Source organism: Roseobacter phycocola (assembly GCF_042055075.2).
Taxonomy (GTDB): Bacteria; Pseudomonadota; Alphaproteobacteria; order Rhodobacterales; family Rhodobacteraceae; genus Roseobacter.
The window spans coordinates 2,529,578-2,555,465 of sequence record NZ_CP194010.1 but is presented as its reverse complement, the minus strand read 5'-3'; the positions used below and the strand labels follow the sequence as shown (position 1 = coordinate 2,555,465).

The following is a 25,888-nucleotide window of genomic DNA, read 5'->3' as shown; positions in this document are numbered from 1 at the left end:
CCCCGGCATCAGCACAGTGACCGAATGGCTCATTTCCATCGAGGGTACTGAAACCGGGCATACCCTGGCACTTGGTCTCGCGCTGATGGCAGCCTTCCTGCACGCTGTTTTCGGCGCACTGCAGAAAGGCCGCTACGATCCGTGGCTCACACGCGGGGCGATTGACTTCTCTTATATGGCCATGGCCGCGCCCTTTGCGCTTTTCGTTGTGCCCTGGCCTGAGCCGCATATGTGGCCGATCTTTGCTGCCGTGTGGGTGATCCACGTCATCTACAAGCTGCTGCAGGCGTGGACGTATACCAAAGGCGCTTACACGGTTGTCTATCCCGTCGTGCGCGGCACAGGCCCGCTTTTCACCGTTATCGGCGCCTATCTGATCTTCAATGAGACCTTTACCGGGGTACAGTGGCTGGGCGTTGGGGTGTTGCTGGCGGGCATCTTCGGGCTGGCCATCTATAACATGATCTTTCTGGAGACCGAGCGGGATACGCTGCGCGCAGCACTTGGCCTTGCGGTGCTGACCGGGTTGTTTGTGGCACTCTATACCACCTATGACGCTTACGGCATCCGGGCAACGGCGAACCCCTTTACCTTCCTTGCCTGGTTTTTCATGATCGACGGATTTCTGATGCCCATTATCGCAGGGCGCCGGTGGCTCCGTATGCCGGACAGACCGGCACCGGGGCCTTTGATGATGCGTGGCGTTTTTGGGGGTCTGGTCGCATTCTGCAGTTTCGGCGCGGTGATGATGGCCACACGCCTCGACAAGGTGGGTGAGGCGGCGGTCCTGCGTGAAACATCCACCGTTTTTGCCGCCATCATCGGCTGGGTTTTTCTGAAAGAAACTGTCGGACCGCGACGTATTGCGCTGATGGCATTGATTGCGCTGGGCGCTGTGATAGTTGAGATGGGCGGATAACAATGCAGGACAAACGCGTGGAAAAACCAGTGAACCCGATTGTGAAACAGGTGCTCGAACTGGGGCCTACTGTTCTGTTTTTCCTGATCTATCTGCGGATCCGGGATGACGTGTTCACCTACAACGGTGCTGAATACTCCGGGTTCATCGTTGCAGCACTCGTCTTTGTGCCGATCCTGTTGGTGGCGATGGGCGTTCTGTGGATGCTGACCGGCAAGCTCAGCCGGATGCAGATATTCACCGCCTTCATGGTGATTTTCTTTGGTGGTCTGACCGCATGGTTCAACGACGAACGGTTCTTCAAGATGAAAACCACGATCGTTTACGGGCTTTTCACGGTGCTGCTCGGGATCGGGCTGCTGCGGGGGCAGTCGTGGCTGGCGGCGATCATGAACGAAATGATGCCCATGCGACACGAAGGATGGATGATACTGACCCGCAGGCTCTGTGCACTTTTCGCCGGGCTCGCCATCGCGAATGAGGTGGTCTGGCGCACAATGTCCACGGACGCCTGGGTCAAGATCGAGACATTTGCCTTCCCGCTGATCCTTGCGGGGTTTCTGGTGTGGCAGACGGTTATGCTGCAGGAATACCTGATCACCGACGAGCCCGCAGACGAGGCCTAACCTTCCCTGACGCTGGCCAGGGCTTCGACCATGGGCGGCGGAATGTTCTCGACATGTACGGCATCGCGGCCCATTGAGCGGGCCACTTTGGCCGCCAGATCAATGGAAATGGCCGCTTCCAGCGCAAGTTTGAACCGGGTTGAACGTTCGCACTTGCGGTGCAGATCAGCAAAAGACCATTCCAGAACTTCGGCCCCCTGTTCAAGCCAGGTGGTTGCCGAACTCGGCACGCCCGTCAGAAAGGCAACCTCGCCAATGAATATCCCGGGCGTCAGCACAAACGCCTGATCCCCCTTGCGGACCAGCACAGATCCGTCGATCACGTAATAAAGTTTCTGACCGCGCTGGTTTTCGACCGTAATGCGCGTGTCCTCGGTGACGGTGTACCGCTGCGCCAGCTTCAGAAGCGCGCGGAAGTCACCCGGCGGCAGCTGTGGGAACGTGTCATAGATGTCCGCATGCGCACGCGGCAGGGCCAGCCGTGAATTGCGCGCCAGCAGGCTTGTGAGGCCTCCCAGGTTGGCGATCCCGATCAGCATGCTGACGTAGATAGCTTCCCACAAAGGGTTCTCGGCAATCGTGGAGTAGTAGACCAGATAAACACCAGTGCCGGCGAGAATCATCAGCCGAAGAATGATCTGGTTTGTAATAGCCAGGCCGCCGACATAAAAAGCGCCGGCCAGATAAACCAGATTTTCCGGAATGAGCGCCGTTTCTAACATGCAAACCCGTCTGAGTATTCACTAACAGGCGCAACTGTTGGGGAAAATGCGCACCGATGCAAAGAAAATCGAGACGTGCTGTATTATTTTTTGGGCGCGCTTTTGGCGTCAGTCACGCCGGAAAAGACTGTCCTGGGCATTCTTGTCTTTGCGGAAGTCAGCCCTTTTTTCGGCGTGGAGCGCGCGCCCGGCAATCACGCCAGGCCGTGCGGACAGAGTTTCGAGCCAACGGGCCATATGCGGCTTGTCGTCAAGCGTCTGCTGTTGCCCTTCCCAAAGTGATGCCCAGCCCCAGATAGACATATCCGCGATCGAATAGAAATCGCCTGCGACGAATTCGTTGTCCGCAAGGCGCCGGTCAAGTACGCCGTAAAGGCGCGCCGTCTCGGCCCTGTACCGGTCCTTGGCATAGGGCAGGTCATTGGGCGGGTTCATTGCGGGTGCGTATTTCAGGAAATGGTGCGCCTGACCGGCCATGGGACCAAGGCCTCCCATCTGCCACATCAGCCATTCGGTCACAGCGATCTTTTCGCGCGGCGTGGTGCCACCGAATTTCCCGGTCTTTTCGGCCAGATACTGCAGGATGGCACCGGATTCGAATATGGAGACCGGCGCACCGCCGGGGCCATCATGATCCACGATGGCGGGCATGCGGTTGTTGGGGGCGATCTTCAGAAAGTCCGGTGCAAACTGATCTCCCGCCCCGATATTGATGAGGTGCGTCTCATAGTCCAGCGCCATCTCCTCCAAGGCAATCGAGATCTTCCAGCCGTTTGGTGTGGGCCAGAAGTAGAGATCAATAGGCGTGCTCATTTTGTTTTTCCTGCGCTGGTGACCCGGCCATGATGCGCTTTTTCACCTGATGGGCAAGCCACTGCGCATGTCTGAGCTGCTGCGGAAGGCTCACAACTTTGCGAAGGCCGGACCAACGCGGGGCCGGCATCTGTGGCAGAATGCCAGCCAGGCTGCGGGCCCCCGGGGCTGCTGCGTCACGCAGCAGGTGGTTGTAAAAGGGCATCACGCCGCGGCGGCGGTACGTGGACCAGTGGCATACCCGGTGGTCGGGCGGTGCGATCACAGCGCCGATGCGGGCAAGTGCGGTAAGGGTCTCGGGGCAGTCGATCTGCAGCGTCGCAACGTTGGGTGCGGCGATCCCCAGTCCGATTGTTGTGTCGCCCGGAACAGAAGAGGGCACCAGTCTTTCAAACGCGAGATCAAACAGGTCGTTTTCGCGGCTTGTGATGTTGAAGACCTCAGAGGCGCGTCCGGCCGGCGTGTCGAGCATGGCACTGGCGCGCCCGGCATAACTGGCACCTGCCAGCAGGATCATGCGGCGCAGGGCGCCGGCAGGCAGATGGGGCAGGGCGGACAGAGCAGTTTCTGCCCCCATGGAATGCGCGATGACATGGATCGGGCGCCCCGGTTGCGCACTATGCACCGCAACGATGATGTCAGCCAGGCTGCGTCCCAGCCGGGAAGCCCGCCGGTGCACCTTGCGCAGTGGGCCACGGGCGTGCCAGCCGAATGCGATACCCAGCCCCTCAGACGCACAATCTTCTGAAAATCCCAGTGCAGCAGGCCAGCTGTCCGGCCGGTAGCCGAATATCTTCGCATGGGGACAGTGCGCGGCCAGCGCCGGGTCGTACTTGTAACCGTGGACCATGATGACCACCGGACCGGGCGCAACCCTTGTCAGGTGGTCCCATGCAGACACATCTGCGTTATGCAGCGCGGGCCCGTCAGGCGTCGCGTTGATCCGGAGCAGCGGCATACGAGGCGCCCCCATCTATATCTTGTGGTTGAGGTGTCTCATATGCATACGACAGCAGAATGAATGAAATATTACTGCACCGTGACGGTGTTGACGCGGACAGAGCTCTGTTCTATCGCTGCGGCGTGGCGATTTGTTACCGGATTGCGGGCCACGTTAAACATTCCGCTAAAAGGTCACCGATGAGGAAACCCCGTCGCGCTGACCGTGACAGGGGTTTTTTTATTGCCCGTATGGGCCGGAAAGAGATGAACATGACAAAAGATCTGAACAAGCGTACCCGTGCTGTGCATGCGGGTACCCGCCGCAGCCAGTATGGCGAGGTGTCAGAAGCGATATTTCTGACGCAGGGTTTTGTTTACGACAGCGCAGAGCAGGCCGAGGCGCGGTTCCTGGAATCCGGCCCGGATGAATTCATTTATGCCCGGTACGGCAATCCGACGGTCGCGATGTTCGAGGAACGGATCGCAGCTCTTGAGGGCGCAGAGGACGCTTTTGCGACCGCCTCCGGCATGGCGGCTGTGTCCGGGGCGCTGATGTCGATGCTGCGGGCCGGGGATCACGTTGTGTCTGCGCGGGCGCTATTCGGATCGTGTCTTTATGTGCTCGAGGAGGTGCTGACACGCTACGGGGTAGAGGTCACCTTTGTGGACGGTACTGATCTTGACCAGTGGGATGCGGCGATCCGGGAAGACACAAAAGCAGTTTTCTTCGAATCCATTTCCAATCCGACGCTTCAGGTGGTCGATATTGCAGGCGTTGCAGCGCTTGCACATGCGCGTGGTGCCAGAGTGCTGGTCGACAATGTTTTCGCCACGCCCGTCTGGTCCGACGCAATCGCACAGGGTGCGGATGTGGTGATTTATTCGGCGACCAAACATATCGACGGACAGGGGCGCGCGCTGGGTGGCGTCATCCTCGGGACACAGGAATTTATACGCAAAACTGTCGAGCCCTACATGAAACACACCGGGGGCTCCATGAGCCCGTTCACCGCATGGGTTATGCTCAAGGGTCTTGAGACAATGGACCTGAGGGTGCGGGCCCAGACGGCCAGCGCGACGGCTATCGCACAGGCGCTTGAGGGGCATGAAAAACTGGCACGTGTCATCTATCCGGGCCTTGCCAGTCATGCGCAGAACGATCTGGTGCAGCGTCAGATGGGGCAGGGCGGAACCGTGCTCTCTATTGATCTCAGTGTTGGAAAAGACGCGGCCTTCCGGTTTCTGAATGCGATCCGGATCGGTGTGATCTCCAACAACCTTGGTGATGCCAAGACAATTATGACCCATCCCGCGACGACCACGCACCAGCGACTTCCGGATGATCAGAAAGACATACTCGGTATCACGCCGGGTTTGGTCCGGATCAGTGTCGGGATCGAGCATTCAGATGATCTGGTGGCGGATATTCTTGCTGCCCTTCAGGTGGCCTGACGCTGCCTGGCGCGTCAGATCTGATGCAGCGGCGCGAATTTTCCCCTTGCGCGGTACGGAATCCAAAGTGATCCCGCATCGAAGGTATGACGTATAAGTGACTGAGATTGGCAAGCGGGCGGCGACGCCCTAAGTGTATGCCAGACGTTGTCACAAGGGACATAGCGATGAATATCCACACACCCGTCGTCGGCACCACACCGGATCGCGATGAAGCCGAAGCCGCACTCGACGTACTGCGTCAGTGGGCCAAAGGTGCAAGCGAGACAGAAATTCTGGAATTGGATCCGTCTGTTGCGGGGTTGGTGCCGGGTTCTGATGCATCCGGCTATCCGGCGTTTTCGCGCGTCTACCCCGAAGGTTTTGCCGTGGATGATGGTTACAAATCCACCTTGCCTGACCTGCAGAACGGACCGTCCAGTCTGATCCGTGGTGCAAAACAGCAAATCCAGCATGTGGGTATTTCAAATTTCCGCCTGCCGATCCGTTTTCACACGCGGGATGCGGGCGATCTGACGCTGGAAGCTTCTGTCACGGGCACGGTCAGCCTGGAGGCGGACAAAAAGGGCATCAACATGTCCCGGATCATGCGCAGTTTCTACCGGCATGCGGAAGAGACCTTCAGTTTTGAGGTCATCGAAGCCGCACTTGATGACTATATCACCGACCTTGAGAGCTTTGACGCGCGCATTCAGATGCGGTTCAGCTTTCCGATGAAGGTTGAAAGCCTGCGTTCTGGCCTGTCGGGTTATCAGTACTATGACATTGCGCTGGAACTGGTTGAACAGGACGGCGTGCGTAAAAAAATCATGCACCTCGATTATGTGTATTCCTCGACCTGCCCCTGCTCGCTGGAGCTGTCGGAGCATGCGCGGGCCACGCGCGGTCAGCTTGCCACACCGCATTCTCAGCGGTCCGTGGCACGGGTCTCCGTGGAAATCGACAATGACGCGGGCTGTCTGTGGTTTGAGGATCTGATCGACGCCTGCCGCCGGGCTGTCCCCACCGAGACTCAGGTGATGGTCAAGCGCGAGGACGAGCAGGCCTTTGCGGAACTGAACGCCGCAAACCCGATTTTTGTCGAGGATGCAGCGCGCCTTTTCTGTCAGCAACTGCAGTCTGACGTGCGCGTCGGAGACTTCCGTGTGGTCGCGAGCCACCAGGAAAGTCTGCACAGCCATGATGCCGTCAGCGTGCTGGTGGAAGGCGACACCTTTGCTTCCGAAAGCATTGATCCCAAGCTCTTCAACACCCTGTTCCACGTCGGCTGAACCGGTTTCACTTATGCACTCATTGCAAGGCGCGTCCGAAACGGCGCGCCTTTTAACCTATTTTTAACGCCGCGCTGCAGCATTGACCTGGCGGCTATGCAGAGATTGCAATTCTAATCAGGGGCAGCCCGTATATATACAGGCGGTAACACAACACCCCTGAAAGGTAAGAGGTTCACAATGGCCTTCCATGATACTCACGCCGCCGCTCCTCGCGACATCCTTCATTCCGCCTATTCCGGCATTGTTCAGTTCTTTGCCAACCTGGGACACTCTATCGTACTGGCTTCTGAAGCCCGCCGCCGTCTCGAGGTTGTCGAAAATCTGCAAAGCCGTTCGGATGCTGAACTGGCCGCAGTCGGCCTGAAGCGCGACGACATCGTCCGTCACGTCTTCAGCGACCTGTATTACAGCTGAGACAGATCTGCGGCGCAGACTGACACCTGGCCGGGTGGTGCTTGACACTGGTCCGGCCAGCAGCCAACCCTGCGCTCATGCTGGATCTGCGCCCTGTCGGATATGTCATCGGTTTGCTCGTGGCCGTGCTGGGCGTGGCCATGTTGCTGCCCATGCTGGTGGATCTTGCTGAAAACCGTGGCCACTGGCCGGTTTTCGCGCAATCCGCGCTGATTACCACGCTTGCCGGCGGGCTTATCGCCGGTGCCTGCGCCAACGGTGTCAAAGAGGGCCTGACCATTCAGCAGACCTTTCTGCTGACCACCTTTGTCTGGATCGCCCTGCCGCTTTTTGGTGCATTGCCCTTTGTGCTGGGCGAAACCGATGCTCGTTTCGTGGATGCGTTTTTTGAGGCGATGTCGGGGCTGACAACCACCGGATCAACTGTTTTCTCCGGGCTTGAGGACATGCCGAAGGGCATCCTGCTCTGGCGCGGTATCATGCAGTGGCTTGGTGGTATCGGCATCATCGTTGTGGCGATGGTTTTCCTGCCCGAACTGCGCGTGGGCGGGATGCAGATCTTCAAATCCGAAGGTTTTGATACCATGGGGAAAATCCTTCCCCGCGCCGGTCAGATCGCAAGCCAGATATCATCGATCTATCTGGCCCTGACGATGGCCTGTGCCCTTGTGTATCTTGGTCTAGGCATGGGGGCATTCGATGCAACCGTGCATGCTCTGACCACTGTATCGACGGGTGGTTTTGCGAACTATGACGCCTCCTTTGGTGCCTTCTCCGGCCCGCACGAATACGCGGCTACACTCTTTATGATCCTGGCGGCTCTGCCCTTTGTTCGCTATGTGCAGCTGATCAACGGGCAGTCCTCGCCGCTATTGCGGGACAGCCAGGTACTGACGTTTCTTGCAACGATTGTGGTGGTGCTGGTCATCATGTCCGCCGTGCTCGTACAGACCAATCCGCAGTTCTGGGGCGACTCGGTGCGTCAGGCTCTGTTTAACCTGACCTCGATCATGACAGGCACAGGCTATGCCTCGGTCGACTACATGGGGTGGGGGCCGTTTCTGGTGTCGATGTTCTTTTTCATCGGCCTGATCGGTGGCTGCGCGGGTTCAACGACCTGTTCGATCAAGATTTTCCGGTATCAGCTGCTCTTTGCTTCCATCAAGATGCAGCTGCGCAAAATCCGCTCCCCCAACGGGGTGTTTGTTGTGCGTTACGACAGGCGGCGCGTGGATCAGGAAGTGCTCAGCTCGGTCATGTCCTTCTTCATGTTCTTTGTTGTGACCCTGGGACTGCTTGCGGTTGCCCTCAGCCTCACGGGGCTGGACTTCATCACCGCCGTTTCCGGTGCCGCGACCGCGCTGTCAAATGTAGGTCCGGGTCTTGGCGACCAGATCGGCCCTGCGGGGAATTTTGGCGGGCTGAACGATACCGCCAAATGGCTGCTGGCCATTGCGATGCTGCTGGGGCGGCTCGAACTGCTGGCGGTCTACGCCATTCTGACTGTGAACTTCTGGAGAAACTGAGATGCAAAGGCCACTGGGCGCGCAGATATCCCATATGCTCAAAGACCGTGGTGTCGATGTGATTTTTGGCATTCCGGGCGTGCATAATCAGGAGATGTACCGGGGCATCGAAGAGGCCGGCATCACCCATGTGCTGGCGCGCCACGAACAGGGCGCGGGTTTTATGGCCGATGGCTATGCGCGCGCAACGGGCAAGCCGGGCGTGGCCTATGTGATCACCGGGCCGGGTCTGTGCAATATCATGACACCAATGGGGCAGGCCTGGTCGGATTCGGTGCCGATGCTGGTGATCTCAAGCTGCCTTGATGAGACGGCCGCAACCCGAGGCCAGCTGCATCAGATGAATGATCAGCGCGCGGCGGCCGAAACAGTCTGCGACTGGTCCGAAGAAGCGCGGACGGCAGAGTCGGCATATACACTGATCGACCGGGCGTTCAGCGAATTCCGACATCAGCGGAAACGCCCGAAACACATTCAGGTACCGATCGCCGCGGGGTGTGCCGCGGCGGCCCCGGCTCCACCTGAGGCGTACTTTGATGCCGCACGCAGACAGGTTGCACCTGCGCCGGCATGCGGTGACGTCGCGCAGATGCTGAAGACTGCGAAACGCCCGGTGTTTGTGTTCGGCGGTGGTGCTGCGCATCTGCCCCAGGGCGACGTGGCCCTGCGCGTTGCCGAAAAATCAGGTTCTGCGGTTTTCACAACTTACGCAGGCCGGGGGATCGTACCCCCCGATTACCCGCTGTTGTTCGGCTCCTGGCTCGCACGCCCTGACAGCCACGCTGTGATTTCTTCCGCTGATCTTGTGATTGCGGTGGGGACCGAGCTGGCTGAAGTAGATCTGTGGCGCGCAAAGATTGCTGAAGACGTGACGCTTGTGCGTGTCGACACCGATGCATCCGTTCTGGCGGACCCCCATAACGCCGGCCTGCGCATCAACGCGGATGCCGCGGATTTTCTGGATGCCCTGCTGTCTGCGATGGCGGACAGCCAGAGTGCGTCGGGATGGAGCGCAGATGAGGTTGCCGCAACCCGCAAGCGCTGGCGCTCTGAACTGGACGCTGAGCGCCCCGGCATCCTGCCCGTCTGCGATGCGCTGAAGGAGTGTCTGCCCGAAGGCACCATGATCTATTCTGACATGACGCAGTTTGCCTATGCCGCCAAGGAAGTCTGGGACATGGACCGGCCGGGTCACTGGCACCATCCATATGGCTTTGGCACGCTGGGCTATGCCACGCCAGCGGCCATTGGTGGTGCGATTGCGCGCCCCGGACTGCCCACTATGGCGATCATCGGCGACTACGGGTTCCATTATACAATGCAGGAGCTGGGTGTGGCCGTAGAGCTGGGTCTGAGCCTGCCTATCTTCCTGTGGGACAATGGCAAACTGGGCGAGATTGAGGACAGTATGGTGCGTGCTCAGATTGCGCCCAATGCTGTGGTCGCGCACAACCCTGATTTCTGCAAACTGGCGGAAGCATTCGGCGCCCGCTCTGCGGCACCTGCCGATCTCGGCGCTCTGCAGTCAGCAGTCCGGGCGGCTTTTGAAGCGGACGGCCCAACGCTGATCTATGTGAACTCCGGAATTGCGGGCTAGCTGCGGGATCACTCCCAGCAGCTCACAAGCACGGTCATGTCAGCGCCCAGAGAAGCGATGTCTTCGGGGGCCAGCGTATCGGTGCGCGCGCTGTAGGTCACATCGAGGCCGGCGCGTGTTGCAAAGTCAGACAGAGCCGCAGGGCTCAGAGAAAACTGAACATCGTCCGGCAACTGGCGATTGCTCTTTGGCCGGGGCAAAAGCATGCCAAAGACATTTCCGTTCTGATCCATCACCGGACCACCCTGATCACCGGTCAGTGCAGGCACGGTCAGACGGTTGAGCGTCGGCTCTCCTCCAAGACCGCTGAGATCCTCCAGCGCGCCAAAAGTCACTGAAGGCGCATTGAGCGTGCCCTCATAGGAATATCCGGCAACCGCAATCTCTGAGCTGAGCTGTGGCGGCACCGGGCTGAAGCTCGCCACGTTGAGCGGCGACAGGGTCTCTCCCGGGGTCACCAGAGCAATGCCGCGATCGGCGTCAATCAGGCTGAGTTCCGCATCCAGTTCACCGTCCAGTGTGATCCGCGAGCAGTTCTGGACAACCTCGGCCGTGGTCAGTACCGCGCCCCGCTGCGTGACAAAAAAGCCGGACCGCGATGCACGCGGGCGCCGGACTGACAGGCCGGAAACCAGATCGGCATCCTGTGTCAGCGTCGTGCCGGTCGCCGGATCCATGACGCCGGGCAGACGTGTCAGACTGGTGTCCATCCGTGAAATCAAACGTGTGCGCCGTGCCTCATCATCAGCGGGCCAAACCAGAGTGAACCCTTTGATCTCGCCACTTCGCAGGCTCACCCGTGTTTCGCTGACAATTCTGTTGCTGCGGCCAACAATGGTGAAACCGTCCCGTTTCAGGGCCCGGTCGCCCTGAAGCGGCACAATGCTGAGCGTTTGCATCACTGCATAAAGGCCGGCCAGCGTATCCCGGTCCCCGGGCTGACTGATCAGCACGACCATCGGGCCGTTTTCCTGCAGGGGGCGGTAATGGGCAAATGGGGCTTCATAGCGGTCAAACTGCACAACTGACATTGGCAGGCTTATTGAAATACCCGCAGTAGCATCACGCACTGTCTGCAGGCCGAGACCGTCGAGTATGGCGTTGTACTGCGCAATCAGGCTCGTGCGCTGGCGTGTGGTCAGGACACCTGTTTCCGGCAGATCGTTCGCCCGCTGCCAGGCAGACATGCTCGCACGCGTTCCGCGTCCGAAGGCGCCGTCAATGGCGCCACGGTAAAAGCCGCCATCCTGCAGCGCGATCTGCAGTTCCTGACGTTCTTCACGTGTCAGCGCCCGTTCGCTGCGCAGCGCCGCGGCGCGGTTTTCCGGGTCCGGCGTGTCCGTGACCGCAGGCGTTTCCGGTAGGGCTTCGGGCGCTGTCGTGACGGTTTCCGCCGGTGCGGGTTGAGCCGGGACAGGTGCGGGTGCGGCTTCAGTGGTCAGGCTTGTCACACCCTGCGTGTTCACCGGCCAGTATTGCGCGCCGTACGCGCCGCTTTGCGCAATGTAGCTGTCGCGCGGGATCAACCCGTCGCGCCGGTAAACCTGCAGCACCTGCTGTGCGTCCGCCCGGGAATAGGGGCCAAGTGCAATCGCGAACCAGCCTCTGCCCATATCAAAGCCTGCGACATCCTCGAGTGTCCGGGCGTATTCAGCCGCCTGATCTGTTGCTTCTGCGAGGCTCGGCCGGGCTGCAATCTGGACCCAGACAACGTCCTGAGCGCCCTGCGCCCGTGCGCCCTGGGCAGGCATCAGAACCAGCAAAGCCAGAACAAAAACATACCGCAACATAATCCGCTTACTCCTGCGTCCTGAACACCGGCGACACATAATCAGGAAAACAGCACTTTGGCCATAAGACATTGGTCAATTTATCCCGTTCCGCGCAATTGACGCCCGCATCACGCGCACGTAGGTAAGGCGCGCAGGAAACCCCCGAGGCACAGGCCATGACCATGACCGTCGACCGACCAAAGTCGTTTCAGGAAATCATTCTGCGGCTGCAGAACTACTGGGCCGCGAAAGGTTGTGCTGTGCTGCAGCCCTACGACATGGAAGTTGGTGCGGGCACTTTCCACCCCGCAACAACGCTGCGCAGCCTCGGAACGCTGCCTTGGGCGGCCGCATATGTGCAGCCGTCGCGGCGCCCGACCGACGGGCGATATGGCGACAGTCCCAACCGCTGGCAGCACTACTACCAGTACCAGGTGATCATCAAACCCAGCCCGCCGGATCTGCAGGATCTGTATCTCGGGTCACTGGAAGCGATCGGCATTGACATGGCACTGCATGATATCCGCTTTGTCGAGGACGACTGGGAAAGCCCGACCCTGGGCGCCTGGGGTCTGGGCTGGGAAGTCTGGTGTGACGGTATGGAAGTCAGCCAGTTCACTTATTTCCAGCAGGTAGGCGGTCATGACTGTCACCCGGTATCGGGCGAGCTGACCTATGGTCTGGAACGGCTGGCCATGTATGTGCTGGGATTTGATGACGGTAACGAGATGCCGTTCAACGACCCGGACTGCCCGATCCCGCTGACCTATGGGGATGTCTTCCGCGAGGCGGAGGCGCAATACGCCCGCTGGAACTTTGATGTAGCGGATACCGACATCCTGCTGAAGCATTTTATTGATGCAGAGGCCGAATGCGCGCGCATTCTGGACGCACCGGTCGATGACCCGAAAACAGGCCGCCGGATCGTCATGGCGCAACCCGCTTACGACCAGGCGATCAAGGCCAGCCACATCTTTAACCTGCTGGATGCGCGCGGCGTAATTTCGGTCACCGAACGCCAGGCCTATATCGGCCGGGTCCGGACACTGACCAAACGCTGTGCCGATGCCTTCGTGCAGACACAGGCCGGGGGCTGGACCCCGGAGACGGCTGCATGAACGGGAAAATAGTCGGAACGGTTATCATGGTCAGTGCGCTGGTCGCGGGTGCGGCTCTTTATTATCTGCAGGTTTATGGCTTTTACGAAGAAGCCTCGGCCGATGTGCAGGAGGTGCGGCTGATGTCGCTGACGGCGCAGGAACCTGTTGCGATCCTGGCCGAAGGGATCGAGGCGATTGATGCCGAAAGCTCGCCCATCCGGTTCCGTGCCTGCTTCCGGACATCTTCCAGCCTTGCAATGCTGACTGAAACCTATGTCGGGCTGGACCGTGCTGTGCCACGCAATGCACCCGAGTGGTTTGACTGCTTTGACGCGTCGGCCCTTGCTGCGGAACTGCAGGCCGGCACGGCGCTGGCTTTCCTGGGCGAAAAGAATGTGGCCTTTGGTGTGGACCGGATCGTTGCGATTACCGACGACGGCCGTGGCTATATCTGGCACGAACTGAATGACTGCGGCGAGAAAGCCTATGATGGCACTGTCGTCGGCGAAGAATGCCCCAAACCGGATGCGAACTGATGCCTGATCTGCTGATTGAACTCTTTTCCGAGGAAATTCCCGCACGGATGCAGACGCGGGCCGGCGAGGACCTGAAAAAGCGTATCACGGATGGTCTCGTCGATGCGGGCCTGACCTACGCCTCTGCGGCCGCCTTCACAACGCCGCGCCGCCTGACACTCGCGCTGGGTGGTCTGCTGGCCGAAAGCCCGACCACTGTCGAAGAGCGCAAAGGGCCGCGCGCTGACGCACCGGAAAAGGCGATCGAAGGCTTTCTGCGCGGTGCCGGTCTGAGCCGGGATGATCTCGAAGAGCGCGACACACCGAAAGGTCCGGTGCTGTTCGCAAAGATCTCCAGACAGGGCCGCCCGGCAGCAGATATCGTTGCTGAGGTTCTGGAAAAGACAATTCGTGAATTCCCCTGGCCCAAGTCCATGCGGTGGGGCAGTGGCAGCCTGCGCTGGGTGCGTCCGCTGCATTCCATTCTGTGTATTCTGTGCGACGAGGCGGGCGCCAGTGTTGTGCCTCTGGACGTGGATGGGATCGTGTCGGGCGATACCACAACAGGTCACCGCTTTATGGCGCCGGCACCGTTCCTGGTGACGTCTTTTGACGATTATACCGACAAACTGAAACAGGCTTCCGTGGTACTGGACCCTGCGGAACGGGCCGATACGATCTGGAACGATGCCACCAATCAGGCCTTTGCGAACGGTCTTGAAGTGGTTGAGGACAAAGGTCTGCTGGCCGAGGTCGCGGGCCTCGTTGAATGGCCCGTGGTCCTGATGGGCCGCATTGCTGATGACTTCCTCGATCTGCCGCCCGAAGTGCTGCAGACCTCAATGAAGGAACACCAGAAATTCTTCTCGGTACGCAATCCGAAAACGGGCCGGATCGAACGCTTCATTACCGTGGCGAACCGTGAAACTGCTGACAATGGCGCGACCATTCTGGCGGGGTACGAAAAGGTGCTGGCGGCCCGTCTGGCCGATGCTAAGTTCTTCTGGGAGAACGATCTGAGGGTGGCCAACGGTGATATGTCCGTTTGGCTGGATGCACTGAAAAACGTGACGTTCCACAACAAACTGGGCACCCAGGCGGAGCTCGTGGACCGCATGGCCAGCCTGTCACGTGAACTGGCCCCTCTGGTCGGCGCGGATGCAGATGCCGCCGAAGAGGCCGCGCGTCTGGCCAAGGCGGATCTCAGCTCGGAAATGGTTTATGAGTTCCCCGAACTGCAGGGTCTGATGGGCCGCTACTATATTGAGGCATCGGGCCGTTCTGCCGAAATCGCGGCCGCCGCAGAGGAACATTACGCTCCGCTGGGCCCCTCTGATGCGGTGCCGACCGCACCGGTTTCAGTGGCAGTATCGCTGGCGGAGAAGATCGACAAGCTAACAGGTTTCTGGGCGATTGATGAAAAGCCGACGGGCTCAAAGGACCCCTTTGCGCTGCGTCGGGCGGCACTTGGGATCATCCGGATCGTACTGGAAAACGACCTGAGCCTTAGACTGGCGGATGTATTCACGCACAGCTCAGGCGCGATGTCCGCAGCGGGCGTTTCCGGAAAAGCCGACACGTCCGACATTGTTTCCTTCATCCACGACCGCCTCAAAGTCTACCTGCGGGACCAGGGTGTCCGTCATGACGTGATCGACGCCTGTATTGCGATGGACGGCAGTGACGATCTGGCGCTGCTGGTCAAACGGGCACGGGTGCTGTCGGACGTGCTGGGCACCGATGATGGGGAAAACCTGATCCAGGCCTATAAACGCGCGAACAACATTCTTGCACAGGCTGAAGAGACCGATGGCGTGGAATACAGTTATGGCGCGGACGTGAAATTTGCCGAAACGGACGAAGAACGCGCGCTGTTTGATGCACTCGATGCTGCAGAGGCGGCCATTGCCCCGGCTATGCAGACAGGGGACTTCCCGGCCGCGATGACTGCAATGGCGGCGCTGCGTGCGCCGGTAGACGCGTTTTTCACTGCCGTTCAGGTGAACGCGGACAATGCAACCGTACGTCGCAACCGTCTCAACCTGCTCAGCCGTATCACGCGCATCTGCAGATCGGTCGCCGACCTGACGCGGATAGAGGGTTAAAAAACAACCCTTTGCCCGCCGTTGCGTGGGCCGAGGGTCTTGTCACATTGGCTTTACGCCGTATGCTGCACCCCTGAGAAAAAGGTGCCGCAGTGCAGAATAACCCGCATACAACCCTTGTTACGCCGAAAGCGCCGATTGCGACCGACACCCATGGTGGCCGGGCAAAGTGCCTGCAGCGTCTGGTGCGGCTTGATCTGCCGGTTCCCCGCACGGTGGCGCTGTCCTTTGAGGCAGTGGAACGTATTGCCCGGGGCGAGATGCCGGATATTCCGGCAATTGTGTCGCAGTTTGCAGAGGGGGCGCTGCTCTGCGTGCGTCCATCCTCCGAGGACCCGGACTGGGGCGGGCCCGGTGCCATTCTCAATATCGGGATGAATGCAGACCGGCAGGCTGATCTTGCGGCCCGGTTGGGCGCGGAAGCCGCCGAGGCCATCTACACGCGCTTCGTTCAGTCCTATGCGGTGGATGTCGCACGTCTTGATCCGGATATGTTCGATGATGTGCGCCCCGAAAGTGCGGCAGGGCTCAAGGATTCGCTCTATGCCTATGAGGCAGAATATGAGGAACCGTTTCCCACGGACCCCGCGGAACAGCTGACGGCGGTCCTGAAGTCCATGGCGCGGGCCTGGGACGGCACAACTGCGCGCCTGCTGCGCCAGGCCAAAGGTGCCCCTGCGGACGCAGGCCTGGGGCTGGTCGTCCAGGAAATGGCCCTGGGTCTTGGTTCAGGCGAATGCGGGTCCGGCGTGCTGCAACTGGTCAACAGCGAAACAGGTTTGCCGCAGATCACAGGCCGGTATCTCAGCCAGAGCCAGGGGCGGGATGCGCTAGAAGGCGATGCCGCAGCCGTCTATCTGAGCCGTGATGCGCGTGGACCGTCGCTTGAAGAACTAGTTCCGGATGTGTTTGCGCGTCTGCGCGATCATGCGTCGCTGATGCGCGAACGCCTGCGTGAGGAGATGCAGCTGGAGTTTGTGTTGGACAATGGTGCATTGCACATTCTGGACGGTGTGCGCGTCGCGCGGTCGAGCCAGGCAGCCGTTCGGATCGCTGTGCGCCTCGCAGAGGATGAAATCATTCCGCGGGCGGAAGCCCTGATGCGGGTGCAGCCCCGAACGCTGTCTGAACTGCTGCACCGCCAGGTCAGCCCAGCGGCACGACGCGATGTTATCGGGACTGGGATTGCCGCCAGCCCGGGTGCTGCAACGGGCCAGATTGTGTTCAGTGCTGCTGAGGCGCAGGCCAGTGCGTCACGCGGTGAGCCCTGCATATTGGTGCGCCGCGAAACCTCGCCCGAAGACATCCGTGGAATGCATGCGGCGGCTGGTGTTCTGACCGAACGTGGCGGCATCACGAGCCATGCCGCTGTGATCGGGCGCGGCATCGGCCTGCCGTGTGTTGTGGGTGCATCCAGCATGCGGTTCAACAGAAGCCAGAAGCAGCTCATTGCTGAAGACGGCAGGGTGTTCCAAAGCGGTGAAGTCATCACGGTTGACGGCACGTCCGGTGAGGTATTGGCCGGAGCCCCGGAAATGCGTGAGGCGGCTCTGGACGAAAGCTTCCAGCAGCTGATGGACTGGGCAGACGAGCTGCGCGACATCGATATCCGCGCCAATGCCGACACACCTGCGGATGCGCAGACGGCCCGGAATTTCAATGCCCAGGGGATCGGCCTCTGCCGGACCGAACATATGTTTTTTGAAACCGGGCGCCTGACGGTCATGCGGGAGATGATCTTTGCCGAGACCTCGCAGGACCGGCGGGCCGTTCTGGAACGTCTGCTGCCGATGCAGCGGGCGGACTTCACGCAGCTTTTCCGCATTATGCAGGGCAAGCCGGTCTGTATCCGTCTGTTTGATCCACCGCTGCACGAGTTTTTGCCCACCGACCGGGCCGGCCAGCGTGAACTGGCCGAAGCGCTTGATCTGCCGCTGTCGGACGTGACGCGCCGCATCAGTGCGATGTCGGAATACAACCCGATGCTCGGTCTGCGCGGGGTTCGCCTGGGTGTGACTGTACCCGAGATCTACGAAATGCAGGCACGTGCCATTTTCGAGGCGGCACTGGATGCCAGTGAGGACGGTGCTCCCGTCGTGCCGGAAATTATGATTCCGCTGGTGTCAGCAAAACGTGAGGTCGAACTGGTAAAGGTCGCGATCGACGCGGTAGCTGCTGCTGTCAGGTCAGAGCGGGACTGTGATTTCGATTTCCGCCTGGGTGTCATGGTGGAGACGCCACGCGCAGCGCTGCGCACGGCAGATATCGCACCCTACTGCGCATTTCTGAGTTTTGGCACAAATGACCTCACGCAGATGGCCTATGGCCTGTCACGTGACGACGCCGGTCGTTTTATGTCCGATTATGTGCAGCAGGGTGTTTTCCCCGAAGACCCGTTCCACGTCCTCGACGCAGAAGGTGTTGGTGAGCTGCTTAAGATTGGGGCAGGAAGAGGGCGCGGGGCGCAACCTGACATCACGCTCTCTGTCTGCGGCGAGCATGGTGGTAACCCCGAATCGATCTCCTTCTGCAGGGACGCCGGATTCGACTATGTGTCCTGTTCCCCCTTCCGGGTACCGGTGGCGCGACTAGCTGCCGCACAACTGGCGATTTCTGACAAGATATCGTGATTTTCCAAGAAAAACACACCGAATGTAGTGTTTTTCCGTCCGATTTTCACTTCAAAATCCTCATTCGTTAACCACGAATCCGGCCGTAAACTTTACGTCAACCTTTTATCCGGTTAGAGCACGCCGCAGAGTTTAAGGTGGGGGACGCAGTTATGCGTGGAATCTGCAAGACAGCTTTTTCGTTTTTTTTGGGATTAAATATTGGTTTTATCGCGGCAGGCCCGGGCATTTCCAGCCCAGGCGTCAGTGGCAATTCTGAAGCGGCATCCCTGCAGGAAGTGACCGAGGCACGCATGCGCGACACGCGTCTGCCGGCGGCGACGCCTGTGAAAGTGGAATTCTCGCGCAGCTGGGTAGACGCCCAGCCGGAAGCCGTGGGCGGCGACGAGCTTGGCTGCCTCGCTGAGGCGCTTTATTTCGAAGCGCGTGGCGAGACTGTTAAAGGTCAGTTCGCGGTGGCCGAAGTCATTCTGAACCGTGTGAAGTCGGAACGGTTTCCGTCGTCAGCATGTGGCGTGATCAATCAGGGCACAGGCAAAAAATACCAGTGCCAGTTCACCTATACATGCGATGGCCACAAGGAAGTGATCCGCGAGCCGCGTGCATTCGAACGGGTGTCGAAAGTTGCCCGTGTCGCACTGGATGGCCTCGCGCCCAAGCTGACTGAGGGCGCAACACACTATCACACGACCGCAGTCAGTCCGCGCTGGTCGCGGGTCTATACCAAGACAACGGCAATCGGCGATCATATCTTTTACCGGCACACCTGGCAGACTGCGAGCAACTGACGCATTCCTGCCATGGCGCGACGGTTCCGGGCCTGATAATGCGTGCGTGTGGCCTATCACGGGCCACACAGAACCGCAGGGAAAGGCCCTATCCATGAGCTCTGAAATCAGAATGGCATTCGCGCATCCAGCAGAGCGTGCCGAGGCTACTGCAGCCGAGGGGCCTCTGGACAGGATTTCGCTGCGCGATCATATCGTGGATGTCGAGATTGGTGCGTTTCAGGCTGAGCGCGGTGTGACCCAGCGAATCTGTTTCAATGTCGTCGTAGAGGTGCGCCCGCTGACCGGACCGATTGATGACGATGTGGACAGGATTCTGAGCTACGACAAAGTCACCGAAGCCATCGCAACGGAGCTGTCGGACGAGCGTCTCAACCTGCTGGAAACCCTTGCCGAACGTGTAGCGGAGCGCATTCTGCTTGAGCCGCAGGCAGAACGGGCATTCGTCCGCATTGAAAAACTGGACCGTGGGCCAGGCGCTCTGGGTGTGGAAATCGTGCGGGCGCGGGACCAGGTCGATGCAGACCGTGGCGCCGCTACGGAAACGCTGAACCCGGAACTGGTGTATTTCAGCAATGAGGCTGTCGCGTCGCCTCATCTGAAAGGCTGGATAGACCAGCTGGCTGCACTTGGTCGTCCGCTGATCTTCTGCGTCGGGGCCCCGGATCTGCCGGCGCCGCAGACGGGACACCGGATGGCACAGCGCCGCATAGATCTGCTGGCGATCGAGCAGAACGCCTGGACGCTTGCCGCGCGCGACGACCGGTGTGTTGTTGTCTCGACACGTACAGAGCTGGACTGGGCCATGCGCAATGGGCAGTCCTGCGTCTGGGCACCCTCAAAGATTGTTCTTGATGCAGTTGACGGGCCGTCTGCGCAGCCGCGCGATGCCGTGGCGCTGGCGGCGTGGTTCGCCGCGACTTTTGACGCGCGCGAGCTTCTGGTCATCGGATCAGAAGAACCGGACGAAGCGTCCGTTCCACTGCGCCATGTATCGGCAGATCAGCCGGAACTCTGACCGGTGGGCTCTGTTTTCCGCCCGATCGCTCAGACGGATCCGGCCCGGCCGGCAGATGCGGTCACACTTGCCGGTGGCTGGTGCTGGTTCAACGAGGCAGAGGTTCTTGAGCGTGGAAAACCAGCCCGGGTCATAAGCGCCGCAGACGTGCCGGCCAGCGTTCTGGAGATGCTGTCTCAACCGAGGGATGCTGTTGCCGGTGTGACCTTTGACCGGCCGCGGATCATGGGCATTCTCAACGTGACGCCGGACAGTTTTTCGGATGGCGGTCGCCATTTCACGGCGGCTGCGGCGATGGCTGCAGCGCTTTCGATGAAGGCGGCAGATATCGTGGATGTCGGAGGCGAATCCACGCGGCCAGGCGCAGTCACTGTGCCGGTTGAGGAAGAGATACGGCGGACGGTTCCGGTGATCAGTGCACTGCGCGGGGCCGGCATGGACGGCCCGCTGTCCATCGATACGCGCAAAGCGACTGTTGCGGATGCGGCTCTGGCGGCCGGAGCCGATCTGGTGAACGATGTCTCCGGCTTTACCTACGACAGCGATCTCGCACCGCTGTGTGCTGACCGGAATGCACCCGTCTGTGTGATGCATGCCCAGGGAGACCCGGCCACGATGCAGCAAAACCCGACATATGATGATGTTGTGCTGGACGTATATGAATTTCTGGAAACCAGAATTACAGACCTCATTCAACAGGGCATTCCCCGCAACCGCATAATTGCAGACCCGGGCATCGGTTTTGGAAAGACTGAGGCGCATAATCTGGCGCTTCTGGCGCGCCTGTCTGTTTTCCACGGTCTCGGTGTGCCGGTGTTGCTCGGAGCTTCGCGCAAGCGGTTTATCGGGCGCATCGGTGAAGCGGCCGAGCCGTCAGACCGGATGCCTGGCTCCGTAGCTGTTGCGCTCGCAGCATTGAAACATGGGACACAAATTGTGCGCGTACATGACGTGCCGGAGACCGCTCAGGCCATTGCGCTGTGGCGGGCAACCGTGGCAGGACATGCCAATGGATAAGCTTTTTGGTACCGATGGCGTGCGCGGCACAGCCAACATTCACCCGATGACCGCCGAAATGGCGCTGCGGATTGGCGCGTCCGTGGGACGATACTTCAGTCGCGAAACGTCCTCCGTGCACCGCGTTGTTATCGGCAAGGACACGCGCCTTTCCGGCTACATGTTTGAGAATGCTCTGACCGCCGGTCTGACGTCTACCGGAATGAATGTGCTGTTGCTGGGGCCGGTGCCGACGCCCGCAGTTGGTTTGCTGACAAGATCCATGCGGGCGGATCTGGGCGTTATGATTTCCGCCAGCCACAACCCCGCACAGGATAACGGCATCAAATTCTTTGGCCCGGATGGATTCAAACTGTCTGATCAGGTCGAAGCCGAGATCGAAGCACTGATTGCTGAAGGCGTAACCGCAGCAGCTGCCGACGGCATCGGACGGGCCAAACGCATCGACGATGGCCGGTTCCGGTACATCGAACGCGTCAAAACTTCGTTCCCGCGTCAGATGCGGCTGGATGGGCTGAAAGTTGTCGTGGACTGCGCGAATGGTGCGGCTTACCGCGTGGCGCCCGAAGCGCTCTGGGAACTGGGGGCGACCGTCATTCCGGTGGGCGTCGCGCCAAACGGGCAGAACATCAACAACGGATGCGGCTCCACCAGCCCCGCATTGGCGGCGGAGAGTGTAATCGCTCATGGCGCAGACGTCGGCATTTGCCTCGACGGTGATGCGGACCGCGTCATTCTGCTGGATGAACACGGACGGGTCGGCGACGGTGATCAGTTTATGGCCCTAATGGCTTCCCGCTGGGCAGCAGAAGGCAGGCTGGCCAATGAGGCCCTTGTTGCGACGGTCATGTCCAATCTTGGGCTGGAAAAGTTTCTGGAAAACAAAGGGCTGCGGCTGGAACGTACGGGGGTGGGCGACCGCTACGTGGTCGAGCGGATGCGCGCCGGCGGTTTCAACCTTGGTGGTGAGCAATCCGGTCACATTGTGATGACCGACTATGCGACGACCGGCGACGGCCTGATGGCTGGCCTGCAATTCCTGGCCGAAATGGTGTCGTCGGGAAAACCTGCAAGTGAATTGCTGCACAACTTTGACCCGGTGCCTCAGCTGCTGAAGAACGTGCGCTTTGCGTCGGGTCAGACACCGCTCGACGCAGAGCCTGTAAAGGCGGCGATCCGGACTGCAGAGGACGAACTGCGCGGGCAGGGCAGACTGCTGATCCGCAAGTCCGGGACGGAACCACTGATCCGTGTCATGGCGGAACATGAAAATCCGGCTGTTATGGAAACGGCCGTGGACCGTGTGGTTGAAGCCGTGGCAGATGCGGTCAGCGGAGCCTAAGACTTCCCGAACAATCTGCGGAAGGCGCCATACTGGCTGAGACCTACACCACTGAGGATAAGTACCATTGCCAGCAGCAGCGATGGTGGCAGAGGCTCCGACAGAAAAAACGCGCCGAGCACGACGGACCAGACGGGCACCTGGTAGTTGGTCAGGGACATGAAAACCGGGCCAGCGGTGCGCACAACGAGGACACGCAGCAGATTGGCCGCTGCTGTCGGGATCAGGCCAAGCATGGCAATCACAAACAGTGTTTTCTGGTCGGGAACCGGCGGCAGCCCTTCGTTCATGAGGGCGATCGGAACCGTTATCGCCGCACCGATGATGAGCAGAACAGTAGACAGCCCGATGGTGTCAACGGGTGGCAGCCGTCGCATCAGAATACTGGAGGTGGCGTAACAACTGGCAGCGCCGATACAGGCAGCGCGCCCATAGGGTTCCAGTGCAGCCCCGGTCGTTTCAAAGGCCTGCCCACCGATCAGAATACAGACACCAACGAAGCCGATAATAAACCCTCCGGCTTTGCGCGGGGTGATTTTTTCGCCGGGCACGAGGTAATGTGCGAGCGGCAGAATGATAAGCGCCACAGAGGCCATGGAGACGCCGGCAAAACCCGAAGTTACATACTGCTGCCCCCAGGCGAGCAGCATGAACGGGATCGCAGAACTGAGCGCCCCGATTGCGAGTGTTGCGGACCATGCGCTGCGGTCGGGCGCTTCGCTGAACAGCCGGAAGCCCAGAATACCCCAGATTGCGGTCATGAGCGACGCGGCAAATACGATCCGCCCTGCTGCCAGCCAGAATGGTGTCATGCCCTGCAGTGCGATCTCGGTAACCAGAAAAGTGCCGCCCCAGGTGAAGCCGAGTATCGCGACCATCATCCAGCTGCGCGCTGTTATCTGCGGGGCGGAGGTCAAGGCCGGGTGCTCTGATCTGACACTATGATGAAGGGCATGAATTCTTCCGCAAAGACTAAAGACGGGTCATCCATGTACGTCAGATACCTGCGTGCATTTCCGGAAAACTTCAGCGCGCGGGGGGCGGGGCATTACTGATCCGGAGCGGGATGGGTGCAGTGCCCGGGAAGCCACGCGGCCCCCGGACACCTGCATGAGCGAAAGGCGGCCCGATGGATCCACCGGGCCGGCCATCATCAGTTCTTGGATTTGTCGACCATTTTGCCGGCAGAAATCCAGGGCATCATGCCGCGCAGTGTTTCACCTGTTGCTTCGATCTGGTGTTCGTCGTTGATACGGCGGGTCCCTTTGAAGAATGGCTGACCAACAGCGTTTTCTGCCATGAAGTCACGCACGAATTTACCGGTCTGAATGTCTGTCAGAATGGCTTTCATCCGGGCCTTTGTCTCGTCATAGGGCAGAACGCGCGGGCCGGAGACATATTCGCCGTATTCCGCAGTGTTCGAGATCGAGTAGTTCATGTTGGCGATGCCGCCTTCATAGATCAGGTCAACAATCAGCTTCACTTCGTGCAGGCACTCGAAATAGGCCATTTCGGGTGCGTAACCGGCTTCGACCAGTGTTTCAAAGCCCATGCGGATCAGTTCGACGAGACCACCGCAAAGAACCGCCTGTTCGCCGAAGAGGTCGGTTTCGCACTCTTCACGGAAGTTGGTTTCGATGATGCCCGAGCGGCCGCCGCCGATGGCGGAGCAGTAGGACAGACCGATTTCAAGCGCGCGGCCGGAGGCGTTGTTGTCCACAGCTACGAGGCAGGGCACGCCGCCCCCTTTGGTGTATTCACCGCGCACGGTGTGGCCAGGACCTTTGGGCGCCATCATGATGACGTCGACGCCTTCTTTGGGCTCGATCAGACCAAAGTGAACGTTCAGCCCGTGTGCGAATGCGATTGCAGCACCTTCACGGATGTTGTCATGCACATAATTTTTGTATGTTTCAGCCTGCAGCTCATCGGGCATTGTGAACATGATGAGATCGGCCCAGGCTGCCGCTTCGGCGATACCCATAACCTGAAGGCCTTCGCCTTCGGCTTTGGCGGCGGATGGCGAGCCTTCACGCAGGGCAACGGCCAGGTTTTTCGCGCCGCTGTCCCGCAGGTTCAGCGCATGTGCGTGCCCCTGGGAGCCATAGCCCAGAATGGCGACTTTCATGTCTTTGATCAGGTTAACATCGCAGTCGCGATCATAATAAACGCGCATTCCGGCGCTCCTCTTCCAGATGTGAATTCTGAGGCGAACATAAAGCGCTTCCCAGCTCTGGAATACTGTTGAACCTGAATAAATTCTCAGTAAAAGTGCCGCAATTATTCGCATAGTGACAATAAAACGAAAATATCATGCTTGACGATCTCGACAGACGCATTCTGCGCCATTGGCAGGCAGATCCAGCGCTCAGCCCTGCAGAGCTTGCAGAGCGCTGCGCGGTGACGGCTGGCAAAGCATCCCGCCGTATTGCGCGGATGCAGGATGACGGCGTCATTTCCGGCGTAGGTGCGATCGTTGACTGGGCGGCTCTGGGTTACAGCGTCGAAGTATCCCTGCGGGTTACGCTCGACAAAACCGTGGCACGGTCGTTCGATGATTTCATTGCCGCAGCCCGCGAGGTGCCGGAAGTGACCGAAATTCAGACTTTCCTGGGCAGGGTGGATGTCAGGCTGAACATTATTGCACGGGACATGGCGGATTATCAGGAGATTTACCGCAGTCGCGTTCTGACCCTGCCGCATATCGCTGACATCGAAGCGCTGATGCTGGTGGCGCGGATCAAGGCTGAGGAGGCGCTGCCGCTGTGACCGAACTTGACGACACCGACCACGCCCTGATCCGGGCTCTGGCCCGCGATGCAACGCAGAGCGCGGGTGTGCTGGGGCGCCGGTTTGGCCTGTCACAGCCAGCAACATGGCGGCGTATCCGCAAACTGGAACAGGCAGGTATCCTGCGCGGTCGTCAGCTGCGTCTCAATGCAGAGAAGCTCGGGTTTGGCGTTACGGTCTTTCTGGGTGTGAAACTGGCAACAAAGGGGCGGGTCAGTCTGGATGATTTCGAACGGGCGGTGACGGCCATTCCGGAAGTCCAGCGCGTTGAGCACGTCCTGGGGCTGTACGATTACCGCCTGCGCGTAGTGGCCCGTGATCTGTCAGATTTCGAACGCGTCTTGCGCAGGCGCATCATGACGCTGCCCGGTGTGGGTGATGTCGAAGCAAATGTTCTGCTGAGTGAAGAACAGCGTCCCGGCCCGCTGGGTTTGTAAAGGAAACGTGGGTTTCCGATGAACGGCGCGGATATGCAGCCTGCGCTGCCTGTATACATAAGTAGACTTTGCCAACCGATGGCCGGCAG

The 25,888-nt window shown here is 59.7% G+C and carries 23 protein-coding genes and 1 riboswitch; of the genes, 17 read left to right on the top strand and 6 right to left on the bottom strand.

All coding sequences use genetic code 11. The annotated features are described in order from the left end of the window. Window positions 1-16: 16 nt before the first annotated feature. Window positions 17-919, top strand: coding sequence for an EamA family transporter (locus tag AB4K19_RS12465; protein WP_375228674.1), 903 nt, complete (start codon window positions 17-19; stop codon window positions 917-919). A 17-nt stretch (window positions 920-936) separates the two neighbouring features. Further along, window positions 937-1,545: an inner membrane-spanning protein YciB gene (locus tag AB4K19_RS12460; RefSeq protein WP_375228673.1), complete on the top strand. Its 609-nt coding sequence runs from the start codon at window positions 937-939 to the stop codon at window positions 1,543-1,545. Here AB4K19_RS12460 and AB4K19_RS12455 read toward each other — a convergent pair. From AB4K19_RS12455 to AB4K19_RS12445, 3 genes are all read right to left on the bottom strand, one after another. Continuing rightward, window positions 1,542-2,267 (bottom strand): Crp/Fnr family transcriptional regulator, encoded by a 726-nt coding sequence (locus tag AB4K19_RS12455; RefSeq protein WP_436397782.1) that lies wholly within the window; start codon window positions 2,265-2,267, stop codon window positions 1,542-1,544. The two genes, AB4K19_RS12460 and AB4K19_RS12455, sit on opposite strands and share 4 nt — an antisense overlap. A 108-nt stretch (window positions 2,268-2,375) precedes the next feature. Then, window positions 2,376-3,080: a glutathione S-transferase N-terminal domain-containing protein gene (locus tag AB4K19_RS12450; protein WP_436397779.1), complete on the bottom strand. Its 705-nt coding sequence runs from the start codon at window positions 3,078-3,080 to the stop codon at window positions 2,376-2,378. Then, window positions 3,064-4,038 carry an alpha/beta hydrolase gene (locus AB4K19_RS12445; RefSeq protein ID WP_436397776.1) on the bottom strand — a complete coding sequence of 325 codons (975 nt, stop codon included), beginning with the start codon at window positions 4,036-4,038 and terminating at the stop codon, window positions 3,064-3,066. Before AB4K19_RS12445 ends, AB4K19_RS12450 begins: the two co-directional genes overlap by 17 nt. A gap of 115 nt (window positions 4,039-4,153) precedes the next feature. After that, window positions 4,154-4,230: riboswitch (SAM riboswitch) on the top strand. 62 nt (window positions 4,231-4,292) lie between these two features. On the opposite strand from AB4K19_RS12445, the gene metZ reads away from it, so the two are divergent. The 5 genes from metZ (at window position 4,293) to AB4K19_RS12420 (ending at window position 10,285) form a co-directional block, all read left to right on the top strand. Further along, window positions 4,293-5,474, top strand: a complete 1,182-nt coding sequence (metZ, locus tag AB4K19_RS12440; RefSeq protein ID WP_436397775.1) for an O-succinylhomoserine sulfhydrylase — start codon at window positions 4,293-4,295, stop codon at window positions 5,472-5,474. A gap of 167 nt (window positions 5,475-5,641) precedes the next feature. After that, the gene (gene folE2 / locus AB4K19_RS12435; RefSeq protein WP_375228669.1) at window positions 5,642-6,745 is read left to right on the top strand and encodes a GTP cyclohydrolase FolE2; all 1,104 of its coding nucleotides are present in this window, start codon (window positions 5,642-5,644) and stop codon (window positions 6,743-6,745) included. Window positions 6,746-6,925: 180 nt separating this feature from the next. After that, window positions 6,926-7,162: a DUF1127 domain-containing protein gene (locus tag AB4K19_RS12430; RefSeq protein WP_375228668.1), complete on the top strand. Its 237-nt coding sequence runs from the start codon at window positions 6,926-6,928 to the stop codon at window positions 7,160-7,162. A gap of 77 nt (window positions 7,163-7,239) precedes the next feature. Further along, complete coding sequence (locus tag AB4K19_RS12425) at window positions 7,240-8,688, top strand: TrkH family potassium uptake protein (RefSeq protein ID WP_375230888.1); 1,449 nt, start codon at window positions 7,240-7,242, stop codon at window positions 8,686-8,688. A 1-nt stretch (window position 8,689) separates the two neighbouring features. Continuing rightward, entirely contained in the window at window positions 8,690-10,285 is a 1,596-nt protein-coding gene (locus tag AB4K19_RS12420; RefSeq protein ID WP_436397774.1) for a 5-guanidino-2-oxopentanoate decarboxylase, read from the top strand. Window positions 10,286-10,293: 8 nt separating this feature from the next. On the opposite strand, the gene AB4K19_RS12415 is transcribed toward AB4K19_RS12420, so the two are convergent. Beyond that, window positions 10,294-12,075, bottom strand: coding sequence for a serine protease (locus tag AB4K19_RS12415; protein ID WP_436397772.1), 1,782 nt, complete (start codon window positions 12,073-12,075; stop codon window positions 10,294-10,296). Between the two features lie 158 nt (window positions 12,076-12,233). Here AB4K19_RS12415 and AB4K19_RS12410 point away from each other — a divergent pair, with 158 nt between their 5' ends. From AB4K19_RS12410 to glmM, 8 genes are all read left to right on the top strand, one after another. Continuing rightward, the gene (locus AB4K19_RS12410; protein ID WP_375228666.1) at window positions 12,234-13,175 is read left to right on the top strand and encodes a glycine--tRNA ligase subunit alpha; all 942 of its coding nucleotides are present in this window, start codon (window positions 12,234-12,236) and stop codon (window positions 13,173-13,175) included. Further along, window positions 13,172-13,693, top strand: coding sequence for a DUF6446 family protein (locus AB4K19_RS12405; protein ID WP_436397771.1), 522 nt, complete (start codon window positions 13,172-13,174; stop codon window positions 13,691-13,693). Before AB4K19_RS12410 ends, AB4K19_RS12405 begins: the two co-directional genes overlap by 4 nt. After that, complete coding sequence (glyS, locus tag AB4K19_RS12400) at window positions 13,669-15,777, top strand: glycine--tRNA ligase subunit beta (protein ID WP_436397769.1); 2,109 nt, start codon at window positions 13,669-13,671, stop codon at window positions 15,775-15,777. The genes AB4K19_RS12405 and glyS overlap by 25 nt, the downstream gene beginning before the upstream one ends. Window positions 15,778-15,869: 92 nt before the next feature. Next, window positions 15,870-18,407 carry a putative PEP-binding protein gene (locus AB4K19_RS12395; protein ID WP_436397767.1) on the top strand — a complete coding sequence of 846 codons (2,538 nt, stop codon included), beginning with the start codon at window positions 15,870-15,872 and terminating at the stop codon, window positions 18,405-18,407. 152 nt (window positions 18,408-18,559) lie between these two features. Beyond that, entirely contained in the window at window positions 18,560-19,195 is a 636-nt protein-coding gene (locus tag AB4K19_RS12390; protein WP_436397764.1) for a cell wall hydrolase, read from the top strand. 94 nt (window positions 19,196-19,289) lie between these two features. After that, window positions 19,290-20,213, top strand: coding sequence for a dihydroneopterin aldolase (locus tag AB4K19_RS12385; protein ID WP_375228663.1), 924 nt, complete (start codon window positions 19,290-19,292; stop codon window positions 20,211-20,213). 3 nt (window positions 20,214-20,216) lie between these two features. After that, complete coding sequence (gene folP, locus AB4K19_RS12380) at window positions 20,217-21,230, top strand: dihydropteroate synthase (protein ID WP_436397761.1); 1,014 nt, start codon at window positions 20,217-20,219, stop codon at window positions 21,228-21,230. Continuing rightward, entirely contained in the window at window positions 21,223-22,572 is a 1,350-nt protein-coding gene (glmM, locus tag AB4K19_RS12375) for a phosphoglucosamine mutase (protein ID WP_375228661.1), read from the top strand. The genes folP and glmM overlap by 8 nt, the downstream gene beginning before the upstream one ends. Here the strand turns inward: glmM and AB4K19_RS12370 are convergent. Then, window positions 22,569-23,489 (bottom strand): DMT family transporter, encoded by a 921-nt coding sequence (locus AB4K19_RS12370; RefSeq protein WP_375228660.1) that lies wholly within the window; start codon window positions 23,487-23,489, stop codon window positions 22,569-22,571. The two genes, glmM and AB4K19_RS12370, sit on opposite strands and share 4 nt — an antisense overlap. A 236-nt stretch (window positions 23,490-23,725) precedes the next feature. Further along, complete coding sequence (gene ilvC, locus AB4K19_RS12365; RefSeq protein ID WP_375228659.1) at window positions 23,726-24,748, bottom strand: ketol-acid reductoisomerase; 1,023 nt, start codon at window positions 24,746-24,748, stop codon at window positions 23,726-23,728. Window positions 24,749-24,885: 137 nt separating this feature from the next. Here ilvC and AB4K19_RS12360 point away from each other — a divergent pair, with 137 nt between their 5' ends. Both AB4K19_RS12360 and AB4K19_RS12355 read left to right on the top strand, forming a co-directional pair. After that, on the top strand, window positions 24,886-25,341 hold the full coding sequence (locus AB4K19_RS12360; protein ID WP_375228658.1) for an Lrp/AsnC family transcriptional regulator: 456 nt from the start codon (window positions 24,886-24,888) through the stop codon (window positions 25,339-25,341). Continuing rightward, window positions 25,338-25,799, top strand: coding sequence for an Lrp/AsnC family transcriptional regulator (locus AB4K19_RS12355; RefSeq protein ID WP_375228657.1), 462 nt, complete (start codon window positions 25,338-25,340; stop codon window positions 25,797-25,799). Before AB4K19_RS12360 ends, AB4K19_RS12355 begins: the two co-directional genes overlap by 4 nt. Window positions 25,800-25,888: the final 89 nt, after the last annotated feature.

What these genes read in the sequence shown, in the direction of transcription:
- AB4K19_RS12455 (WP_436397782.1), bottom strand. Translation starts at nt 2,267, where the DNA reads ATGTTAGAAACGGCGCTCATTCCGGAAAATCTGGTTTATCTGGCCGGC.
- AB4K19_RS12450 (WP_436397779.1), bottom strand. Translation starts at nt 3,080, where the DNA reads ATGAGCACGCCTATTGATCTCTACTTCTGGCCCACACCAAACGGCTGG.
- AB4K19_RS12445 (WP_436397776.1), bottom strand. Translation starts at nt 4,038, where the DNA reads ATGCCGCTGCTCCGGATCAACGCGACGCCTGACGGGCCCGCGCTGCAT.
- metZ (WP_436397775.1), top strand. Translation starts at nt 4,293, where the DNA reads ATGACAAAAGATCTGAACAAGCGTACCCGTGCTGTGCATGCGGGTACC.
- folE2 (WP_375228669.1), top strand. Translation starts at nt 5,642, where the DNA reads ATGAATATCCACACACCCGTCGTCGGCACCACACCGGATCGCGATGAA.
- AB4K19_RS12430 (WP_375228668.1), top strand. Translation starts at nt 6,926, where the DNA reads ATGGCCTTCCATGATACTCACGCCGCCGCTCCTCGCGACATCCTTCAT.
- AB4K19_RS12425 (WP_375230888.1), top strand. Translation starts at nt 7,240, where the DNA reads ATGCTGGATCTGCGCCCTGTCGGATATGTCATCGGTTTGCTCGTGGCC.
- AB4K19_RS12420 (WP_436397774.1), top strand. Translation starts at nt 8,690, where the DNA reads ATGCAAAGGCCACTGGGCGCGCAGATATCCCATATGCTCAAAGACCGT.
- AB4K19_RS12415 (WP_436397772.1), bottom strand. Translation starts at nt 12,075, where the DNA reads ATGTTGCGGTATGTTTTTGTTCTGGCTTTGCTGGTTCTGATGCCTGCC.
- AB4K19_RS12410 (WP_375228666.1), top strand. Translation starts at nt 12,234, where the DNA reads ATGACCATGACCGTCGACCGACCAAAGTCGTTTCAGGAAATCATTCTG.
- AB4K19_RS12405 (WP_436397771.1), top strand. Translation starts at nt 13,172, where the DNA reads ATGAACGGGAAAATAGTCGGAACGGTTATCATGGTCAGTGCGCTGGTC.
- glyS (WP_436397769.1), top strand. Translation starts at nt 13,669, where the DNA reads ATGCCCCAAACCGGATGCGAACTGATGCCTGATCTGCTGATTGAACTC.
- AB4K19_RS12390 (WP_436397764.1), top strand. Translation starts at nt 18,560, where the DNA reads ATGCGTGGAATCTGCAAGACAGCTTTTTCGTTTTTTTTGGGATTAAAT.
- AB4K19_RS12385 (WP_375228663.1), top strand. Translation starts at nt 19,290, where the DNA reads ATGAGCTCTGAAATCAGAATGGCATTCGCGCATCCAGCAGAGCGTGCC.
- glmM (WP_375228661.1), top strand. Translation starts at nt 21,223, where the DNA reads ATGGATAAGCTTTTTGGTACCGATGGCGTGCGCGGCACAGCCAACATT.
- ilvC (WP_375228659.1), bottom strand. Translation starts at nt 24,748, where the DNA reads ATGCGCGTTTATTATGATCGCGACTGCGATGTTAACCTGATCAAAGAC.
- AB4K19_RS12360 (WP_375228658.1), top strand. Translation starts at nt 24,886, where the DNA reads ATGCTTGACGATCTCGACAGACGCATTCTGCGCCATTGGCAGGCAGAT.